This is a genomic window from Streptomyces sp. ADI95-17 (assembly GCF_003846175.1).
GTDB classification, from domain to species: domain Bacteria; phylum Actinomycetota; class Actinomycetes; order Streptomycetales; family Streptomycetaceae; genus Streptomyces; species Streptomyces sanglieri.
This window is the reverse complement of the sequence record NZ_ML123046.1, coordinates 537,890-547,453: the sequence shown is the minus strand read 5'-3', so window position 1 is coordinate 547,453 and position 9,564 is coordinate 537,890. Positions and strand designations below refer to the sequence as shown.

Genomic DNA, 9,564 nt, shown 5'->3' with positions numbered 1-9,564 from the left:
GTTGCATGATCATGCGAAGTGATGCATAGTCTTCCTATGTCCAAAGTCCTCACCTCCCTCCCCACCGGCGAGCGCGTCGGCATCGCCTTCTCCGGCGGGCTCGACACCTCTGTCGCCGTCGCCTGGATGCGCGACAAGGGCGCCGTCCCCTGCACGTACACCGCCGACATCGGCCAGTACGACGAGCCCGACATCGCGTCCGTGCCCGGCCGCGCCTCCGCGTACGGCGCCGAGATCACCCGGCTCGTCGACTGCCGTGCCGCGCTGGTCGAGGAAGGGCTTGCGGCGCTCTCCTGCGGCGCGTTCCACATCAGGTCGGGCGGCCGCCCGTACTTCAACACCACGCCGCTGGGGCGCGCCGTGACCGGCACGCTGCTGGTGCGGGCCATGCTTGAGGACGGGGTGCAGATCTGGGGCGACGGCTCCACGTTCAAGGGCAACGACATCGAGCGGTTCTACCGCTACGGCCTGCTCGCCAACCCGCACCTGCGGATCTACAAGCCCTGGCTGGACGCGGACTTCGTCACGGAGCTCGGCGGCCGCAAGGAGATGTCGGAGTGGCTGCTCGCGCACGGGCTGCCGTACCGGGACTCGACGGAGAAGGCCTACTCCACGGACGCCAACATCTGGGGCGCCACGCACGAGGCCAAGACCCTGGAGCACCTCGACACGGGCGTCGAGACGGTCGACCCGATCATGGGCGTGCGGTTCTGGGACCCGTCGGTGGAGATCGCCGCCGAGGACGTGACGGTCGGCTTCGACCAGGGCCGTCCGGTCACCGTCAACGGCAAGGAGTTCGGCTCCCCCGTCGACCTCGTCATGGAGGCCAACGCGATCGGCGGCCGCCACGGTCTCGGCATGTCCGACCAGATCGAGAACCGGATCATCGAGGCCAAGAGCCGCGGCATCTACGAGGCCCCGGGCATGGCGCTGCTGCACATCGCCTACGAGCGCCTGGTCAACGCGATCCACAACGAGGACACCCTGGCCGCGTACCACAACGAGGGCCGGCGGCTCGGTCGGCTGATGTACGAGGGCCGCTGGCTGGACCCGCAGGCGCTGATGATCCGCGAGTCCCTGCAGCGCTGGGTCGGCGCGGCGGTCACCGGCGAGGTGACGCTGCGGCTGCGGCGCGGCGAGGACTACTCGATCCTCGACACCACGGGCCCGGCGTTCAGCTACCACCCGGACAAGCTCTCCATGGAGCGGACCGAGGACTCGGCGTTCGGCCCGGTGGACCGGATCGGTCAGCTCACCATGCGGAACCTGGACATCGCCGACTCCCGTGCCCGGCTGGAGCAGTACGCCGGTCTGGGCCTGGTCGGCGGCGGCCACCCGACGCCGATCGGCGCCGCGCAGGCCGCCTCGACCGGTCTGATCGGCGCCATGGACCAGGGCGGCGCCCAGGCGATCGCCTCCCGCGGCGAGGCCACGGACGAGGAGACGATGCTGGACCGCGCCGCGATGGAGTCCGGCACGGACTGACACCGGCCACCGGCCGTACATCCGGCCAGACGGGCCCCGGCGGATTCGCTTCCGCCGGGGCCCGTCGGCGTACGGCGAGGGGCATATGCCCCTGATGCCATGTTCCGGCAGGACGGAGGCGGCTTTCACGTCACCGATGGTTCACCCGCCGCTGGTGAGGTGGTCCTCGCCGGTGCTCCCCGCCGGCCGGATCAAGGAGATTCCATGCCCAGTAAGCGCCTTTCCCGCAGTCACCTGACAGCCACCGGCGCGGTCCTCGTAGCCACCGCCACCGCCGCTGTCGCCCTCACGGCGACGGCCGGTGCGTCCGGCACGAAGGAGCACGCCAAGGACGCCGTCAAGGGCGGCAAGGCGAAGAACGTCATCCTGCTCATCGGTGACGGCATGGGCGACTCGGAGATCACCCTCGCCCGCGACTACACGGTGGGCGCGGCCGGCCACCTGAACATGGACAAGTTCCCGCTGACCGGCGCGTACACGACGTACGCCGTGCACGCCGACGGCACGCCGGACTACGTCACCGACTCCGCGGCCAGCGGCACCGGCTGGGCGACCGGTGTGAAGACCGTCAACGGCCGGATCTCCAAGACGCCGGGCAAGGACAAGGCCGTCCCGACCATTCTGGAGCTGGCACAGAAGGGCGGCTACGCGACCGGCTCGGTGACCACCGCCGAGCTGACCGACGCCACCCCGGCCGTCCTCGCCTCGCACGCCACCGACCGCTCCTGCCAGGGCCCCGCCGACATGGCCAAGTGCCCCACGGACACCATCGCCAAGGGCGGCCCCGGCTCGATCGCCGAGCAGAGCGTGAACCACAAGGTCGACGTCCTCCTCGGCGGCGGCAAGCAGCGCTTCGACCAGAAGATCACCGAGGGCCGGTACAAGGGCCTGACCGTCACCCAGCAGGCCCGGAAGCTGGGCTACCAGGTCGTCACCGACAACGCCTCCCTGAAGGCGGTCAAGGGCGGCAAGCCGGTCCTCGGGCTCTTCGCGCCGGGCAACGTCGCCACCGAGTGGACGGGCAAGCCCGCCGCGGTCGGCGGCACCGCCCCGCAGCGCTGTGTCACCTCCAACCCGAGCCGCCCCGCCGGCACCCCGAACCTCGCCGACCAGACCACCAAGGCCATCCAGCTCCTGGAGGCGAAGCAGAAGCGCAGCCACAGCAAGAAGGGCTTCTTCCTCCAGGTCGAGGGCGCGTCGATCGACAAGCAGGACCACGCCGCCGACCCGTGCGGCCAGATCGGCGAGACCGCCGCGTTCGACCGCGCGGTGAAGACGGCGCGCGCGTACGCCGCCAAGCACCCCGACACCCTCGTCGTCACCACCGCCGACCACGGCCACAGCAGCCAGATCGTGCCCCTGGAGGCCCAGCCGCCCGGCCTGACCTCCACGCTGGTCACCGACGAGGGCCAGCAGATCAAGGTCAACTACTCGACCAACACGCCCGGCCAGTCGCAGGAGCACACCGGCACCGAGGTCCGGATCGCGGCGCAGGGCCCGCAGGCCTACCGGGTCCTGGGCGTCACCGACCAGACCGACCTGTTCACCACGATCCGCGAGGCGCTCCGGGTCCGCTGACCCTTCGGGGAATCGTCCCCCGGTCCCGTCGGCACGCAGCAGTGTGCCGACGGGGCCGGGGGACGACGCATGCTCACCGCAGTCCGGACGATCCCTCCGTGCCGCCCTGACGCCGGGTTCCACCGGCGCCCGCCCCCGCCCCTGCGGGGCCCGCCGGCCGGCCCGCCGGAAAGCAGTTGCGCCGAACCTCTTGCCGGGTCGACCTGATCTCCCTAATCTGAACCTTCAAATCCCCAGGAAGTGCATGCAACAAGCTCTGTTAGGGCAATTTTTTGAACGATCAAATCCATCATTCATCCGAACCCACCACCCCCGCGGCTCCCGCTCGCGGTCCGCTGGCGGGCTACCTGGACCACGCCAGGATCGGCCCGCTCTCCCGCCCGGCCGCCGCCGCGCTCGCCGACGCGACCGGGCTCGCCGCCCGCGTCGACCCCGCCGACCTCGACCGGCTGTTCGCCCTCAGCGACGCCGCCCTGACCTCGGCGGCCCGGCTGCTCGACGCCCGTCCGCACGAAATCGCCCTCGCCCCGTCCACCAGCAACGGCCTGTTCACCGTGGCCGCCGCGCTCCGCGGCCCCGGCACCGTCCTGGTGCCCCGTGACGAATTCCCCGCCAACCTCTACCCCTGGCTCCGCTTCGCCGGCCGCGGCGGCCCCGCCGTCCGACTCGTCGACCCGGCCGGGCAGCGGCACATCACCCCCGACCTCCTGCGTCGCCATCTCACCCCCGATGTCACCGCCCTCACCGTCAGCGCCGTCGACTCGCTCACCGGCCACCTGGCGCCGCTCGCCGCCCTCAAGGAGGTCCTCGGGCCCGGCCGACTGCTGATCGTCGACGCCATCCAGGGCCTGGGCGCCGTCCCACTCGAAGCGGATGCCGCCGACATCCTCGTCAGCGGCGGCCAGAAGTGGCTACGGGCCGGCTGGGGAGCCGCGCTGCTGCTGATCCGCGACCGGTGCGCCGAGCGCCTGGCTCCAGGGCTCGGCGGCTGGGCCGGCGTCGCGGAGCCCTTCGCCCCGCGGCATCCGGCGCCGCCGCTGCCCGGGGCCGCCGCCCACCTCGCCACCAACCCGGACTTCCCGGCCGCCGCGGCCATCGGCGCAGCCATCGACGACCTGTTCGACCAGGGCGGCCCCGCCGCCGTCGGCACTCGCATCCGCGCCACCCTCGGCGATCTGCTCGACCGCGCGCGGCGGGCCGGCGCCGACGTCCTGCTGGACGGACTCGGCCCCCACGAGCGCGCCGGTATCGGCACCTTCCGCCTGCCCGGCCACGACCCCGCCACCGTCCACCGCACCCTCGAAGCGGCCGGCCTGATCACCACCCGCCGCGACGAGTGGATCCGGCTGTCTCCCCACACCTCCACCCCGGGCGCCGCGGCGGACCTGCTCGCCGAGGTTCTGCACTCCTTCACCCGCCCCACGTCCCACTCCGAGTCCCAGTCCCAGGAGCCCATATGTCCCACCAACTGAGCCGCCGCCGTCTGCTTCAGCTCGCCACCGCCTCCGTCGCCGGACTCGGCCTCACCGCCTGCGGCGACAACGGATCGGGCAGCGCCGGAGGCGACGGCGACAGCGGCAGGATCACCGTCTGGAGCTGGACCACCGCGGCCGAGGGCCTGCGCAGCGTCGTCCCCTCCTTCGAGCGGGACAACCCCGGCATCGAGGTCGACGTCCAGGACGTCGGCAACCCGGCCATCTGGGACAAGATCACCGTCGGCCTCGCCTCGGGCGGCAAGGGTCTCGCGGACGTCCTGCACATCGGCGTCGACTACCTGCCCGGTTACCTGGACAAGTTCCCCGACGGCATCGCCGACCTGTCCAGGCTCGGCGCCGACAAGTACGAGGACGCCTTCGCCAAGGGTCTGTGGCCGACCGTCATGGGCAAGGACAAGGCCGCCCACGCCCTCCCGTGGGAGGTCAACCCGCTCGGTCTCTTCTACCGGCACGACCACTTCGAGAAGGCCGGTGTCGACCCCGCCGGCATCGGCGACTGGAACGACATGATCGCCGCAGGGTCGAAGATCCTCGACGCCGCCGGTGTCCGGCTGCTCGGGCTCGACAAGACCGGCGCCACCCAGGACATGGACTTCTTCCAGAACCTGATGCAACTCCAGGACGTCTTCTACTTCGACCAGGACGGGAAGATCACGCTCGCCTCCCCGGCCGCCGTCAAGGCCCTCACCATCATCAAGCGGCTCAACGACGCCGGTCTGATCGCCGACACCGCGGGCCAGGGCACCGAGAAGCGTCTGCTCAGCCAGGGGAAGCTGGCCACCTACGCGGAGGCGGCCTGGGCCGTGGAGTACCTGGCCTCCACGTTCCCCGAGCAGAAGGGGAAGTGGCGCTCCATGCAGCCGCCCGCCGCCGTTCCCGGGGGCAAGCGCAACGCCATCGTCAACTCCACCTACCTGGCCGTCTCCGGCTCCAGCACGCGCCGCAAGGCCGCCTGGCAATTCATCGAGTACGCGCTGACCAAGCCCGCCCCGATCAACCGGATGTTCGCCTCCGGCGGCGTCTTCCCCGCCCTCAAGGCGGCGTACGACGACCCGAGGTTCAGCGCGCCGCACCCCTTCTACGGCGGCCAGAAGGTGCTGAAGCCCTTCGTCGAATCGCTCTCCGCCGATGCCCCGGCCACCAACTTCACCGGGGACTACGCCCGCGCCCTCAAGTTCGCCAGCGACGCCCAGAGCCAGGTGCTGCTCAAGGGCGCCGACCCGGCCGACGCCCTCAAGAAGGCCGCCGAGCAGCTTGCCCAGCAGACCGGTCGGCAGCAGGCGGTCTGACCACCATGTCCCTCGCCCCGTCCGAACACGCTCCCGCCACCGCCACCGCGGCCGGCCGCGGCACCACCGACCGGACCGGCCGCACCCGCCCGGGCCGACGCCGGCTGCTGACCCGCACCTCCGTCCCGTACCTGCTGATCATGCCCGCCGTGCTGGGTTTCGCGATCTTCAAGGCGTACCCCATCGTCGCCTCGCTCTGGATCAGCCTCACCACCGGCAACGGCGCCGGTCGGCACTTCACCGGGCTCGACAACTACCAGCGCCTGCTGAACGATCCGCTGTTCTGGACCGCGCTGAAGAACACCGCGCTGATCCTGGTCGTCCAGGTGCCGCTGATGCTCGGCCTCGCCCTGCTCATCGCCCTCGGCCTCAACTCCACCAAGGTCTGGCTGCGCCCGCTCTGGCGGCTCGGCGTCTTCGTCCCCTCGCTGACCGGTCTGGTCGCCGCGGGCGTGATGTTCTCCGTGATCCTCAACCGCGACGCCGGGCTGCTGAACTGGGTCCTCTCCCTGTTCGGCATCGACCGGGTGAACTGGCTCGGCAGCCCCTTCTGGGCCCGCGTCGGCGTCGTCCTCGTCATCACCTGGCACTACACCGGCTACAACGCGGTGATCTACCTCGCCGGCCTGCAGGGCATTCCCCAGGAGCTGTACGAGGCCGCGAAGGTCGACGGCGCGGGACCGATCCGCCGCTTCGTCTCCATCACCCTTCCCCAGCTGCGCCCGATCCTGCTCCTCACCGTGGTGCTCTCCACCATCGGCACCCTGCAGCTCTTCGACGAGCCGTACGTCCTCACCGGCGGCGGCCCCGACAACGCCACCTTGACGGTCACCATGTACCTCTACAACAACGGCTTCAAGTACTTCGACTTCGGCTACGCCTCGGCTCTCGCCTACGCGCTCGCGCTGATCGTGGCCGTGCTCGGCTTCCTGCAGGTCCGCCTGATGGGAGAGCGCAAGTGAAGCGCCGCAACCTCCTGCTCACCCTGCTTCTCGCGGGCGCCTTCGGGCTCTGCGTCGGTCCGTTCTACTGGCTCGCCATGGCCGCCACGCAGGAGAACAGCGATGTGTTCTCCTGGCCGCCGAAGCTGCTGCCCGGCGGCCACCTCATGGAGAACCTCCAGGGGCTCCAGGATTCCATCGGGCTCACCCGCGTCCTGTTCAACACCGTGCTGGTGGCGGGCGTTCAGACGGTCGGCGCGGTCGTCGTCTCGGTCCTTGCGGGCTACGCCTTCGCCAAGTTCGAGTTCCGCGGGCGCAATCTGTTCTTCGTCCTGCTGCTCAGCACCCTCGTCCTCCCCGACACGGTGATGCTCATCCCGATCTTCGAGATGATGATGAAGCTGGGCCTGATCGACTCCTACCAGTCCGTCATCCTCCCCGGCCTGGTCACCCCGTTCGGCATCTTCCTGATGCGGCAGGCACTGCGCTCCATGCCCGACGAACTCCTGGACGCGGCCCGCGTCGACGGCGCCGGCGAACTGCGGGTGCTGTGGCGGATCGTCATCCCGGTCAACCGGCCGGTCATCGCGGCGCTCGCGCTGTTCGTCTTCCTCGGCGGCTGGAACCAGTTCGTCTGGCCGCTGATCGCGCTGCGCAGCCCCGACATGTACACGCTGCCCGTGGCCACCGCCACCCTGCAGGGCCTTGCGACCACCAACTACGCGCAGGTCCTGCTCGCCGCCGCCATCGCCGCCGTCCCCGTGATGGCCCTCTTCCTCGTCCTGCAACGCCAGTTCATCTCCGGCCTCCTGGCCGGGGCCACCAAGGAGTGACCACCGTGACCACCGAACCGCGCCCCGCCGACGAGCGCGCCGAGAGCCCGCGGGCGCTCACCGAGCCGGACTCCGCCCCGCGGGACGCCATCCCGCAGCAGCCCGTCCCGGTCTGGCGCCCGAACACGCCGGCCGTGGCGACCTCCGGCACCGTCGTCCACCGGCAGCTCGCCACCGGGCTGCTCCACTCGGCCGACGCCCCGCTCACCGTCCATCTCACCGGGCTCGGCTGCGACCGGCTGGAGGCCGCGGTCACCCCGGTCGGCGACGGCGTGGCCCTGATCGAGGTCACCGCGTCGGCCGCGGCCACCGTCCGCGCCGAGTGGCGGATCCCCTGCTTGGGGGCCACCGCCTACTGGACCCCGGACACCAACGCCTCCCGCTGGCTGCCGCCGTCCTGGATCGCCCCCCGGACCGTCTCGCTCGCGCTGGGCGCCCCCGTCGCCAGTCTGATCGGCGCCGACGACCGCGCTCTGTGCACCGCCGCAGCCGGCGAGACCTCCGCACCCGTGCGGGTCGGCGCCGGTGTGGTGGAGGAGAGCGGCGAGTTCGAGTTCGCCGTCGAACAGGACCTCACCCCGGACGGTCCGCCACTGCGGCTGCGGATCGATCTCAGCGGCCGCCACTTCGCCGCCACCCTGCGTGCCGTCACCGCCTGGTGGGCCGAGGGCCTGGACCACCCCGGCATCGCCCCGGCCGCCCGGATGCCCGCCTACTCCACCTGGTACAGCCTCCACCAGAACGTCGACGCCGCCGCCGTCGAACGCCAGGCCGCCCTCGCCGCGGCCATCGGCTGCGAAAGCATCATCGTCGACGACGGCTGGCAGACCACCGACCGCGCCCGCGGCTACGGCCACTGCGGCGACTGGGAGCCCAACCCGGCGGCCTTCCCCGACCCCTCGGCCCACGTCGCCGAGGTCCACCGGCTCGGCCTCGCCTACCTCCTCTGGTACGCATTGCCGTTCATCGGCCGGCACAACGATGCCTGGGACCGCTTCCAGGGCATGATCCTGCGCGAGGAGCCCCACCTGGACGCGGCCGTGCTCGACCCCCGCCACCCCGAGGTCCGTGCCTATCTGGTCGACAAGGTCTCCCGCGCCGTCGAGCAGTGGGACATGGACGGTCTGAAGCTCGACTTCATCGACCGCTTCGCCGTCACCGACCCTCCGCCCGCCCCGGCCGGCGCCGACCGCGCCGACGTCCACGAGGGCGTGCTCCAACTGCTCGCCGACCTCGACACCCGCCTGCGCCGCACCCGGCCGGACGTGATCGTCGAGCACCGCCAGCCGTACGTCAGCCCGGGGTTGTGGCCATACGCCACCATGGTCCGCGCCACCGACTGCCCGCTCAGCCCCGCCGAGAACCGCCAGCGCACCGTCGACTGCCGGCTCATCGCGGGCCCGCTCGCCGTCCACGCCGACATGATCATGTGGAACTCCGCCGAGACGCCCGAGTCCGTCGCCGTCCACCTCGTCAACGCCCTGTTCTCGGTGCCGCAGGTCTCCGTGGACCTCGCCGCCCAGAGCCCCGGCCGGCTCGCCACCCTGCGCTTCTGGCTCGGCGTCTTCCGCCGGTACGCCGATGTCCTCCAGCTCGGCACCCTGGAGCCCGTGCGCCCGGACCTCGGCTACCCCCTGGTCCGCGCCCGCGACCACCGCACCACCGTGGTCGCACGCTACGCGCCGCTGCCCGTCGCCCTCCCGGACCGGCGCGCCGCGGACGGCCCGCAGACCCTGCTCGTCGCCAACGCGGACAGCGACCCCGTGGTGCTCCTGACCACCACCCGACCGGAACAGACCCTCGCCCTTGTCCAGGACTGCCGTGGTGAGATCCTGTCGGAGACCGTGCTCGACCTCGTCGCCGGTGTGAACTCGGTGACCGTGCCGACCGGTGGCCTGCTCACCCTGACCCGCGAGCACTGACGACCGGGGGCCGGGGGCGG

At 71.5% G+C, this 9,564-nt stretch carries 7 protein-coding genes; all 7 read left to right on the top strand.

Features of this window, described 5'->3' with window-relative positions:
* The first annotated feature begins 36 nt into the window (after positions 1–36).
* The 7 genes from argG (at position 37) to EES42_RS16310 (ending at position 9,544) form a co-directional block, all read left to right on the top strand.
* Complete coding sequence (gene argG / locus EES42_RS16340; protein WP_124718950.1) at positions 37–1,485, top strand: argininosuccinate synthase; 1,449 nt, start codon at positions 37–39, stop codon at positions 1,483–1,485.
* A gap of 204 nt (positions 1,486–1,689) precedes the next feature.
* Positions 1,690–3,063 (top strand): alkaline phosphatase, encoded by a 1,374-nt coding sequence (locus EES42_RS16335; protein ID WP_124718949.1) that lies wholly within the window; start codon positions 1,690–1,692, stop codon positions 3,061–3,063.
* Between the two features lie 272 nt (positions 3,064–3,335).
* Positions 3,336–4,535: an aminotransferase class V-fold PLP-dependent enzyme gene (locus EES42_RS16330; protein ID WP_241196405.1), complete on the top strand. Its 1,200-nt coding sequence runs from the start codon at positions 3,336–3,338 to the stop codon at positions 4,533–4,535.
* Positions 4,520–5,848 carry an extracellular solute-binding protein gene (locus tag EES42_RS16325; RefSeq protein ID WP_124718948.1) on the top strand — a complete coding sequence of 443 codons (1,329 nt, stop codon included), beginning with the start codon at positions 4,520–4,522 and terminating at the stop codon, positions 5,846–5,848. Before EES42_RS16330 ends, EES42_RS16325 begins: the two co-directional genes overlap by 16 nt.
* 5 nt (positions 5,849–5,853) lie before the next feature.
* Entirely contained in the window at positions 5,854–6,810 is a 957-nt protein-coding gene (locus EES42_RS16320; RefSeq protein WP_124718947.1) for a carbohydrate ABC transporter permease, read from the top strand.
* Positions 6,807–7,622 carry a carbohydrate ABC transporter permease gene (locus EES42_RS16315; RefSeq protein ID WP_124718946.1) on the top strand — a complete coding sequence of 272 codons (816 nt, stop codon included), beginning with the start codon at positions 6,807–6,809 and terminating at the stop codon, positions 7,620–7,622. Before EES42_RS16320 ends, EES42_RS16315 begins: the two co-directional genes overlap by 4 nt.
* Before the next feature lie 5 nt (positions 7,623–7,627).
* Entirely contained in the window at positions 7,628–9,544 is a 1,917-nt protein-coding gene (locus EES42_RS16310; RefSeq protein ID WP_241196404.1) for a glycoside hydrolase family 36 protein, read from the top strand.
* Positions 9,545–9,564: the final 20 nt, after the last annotated feature.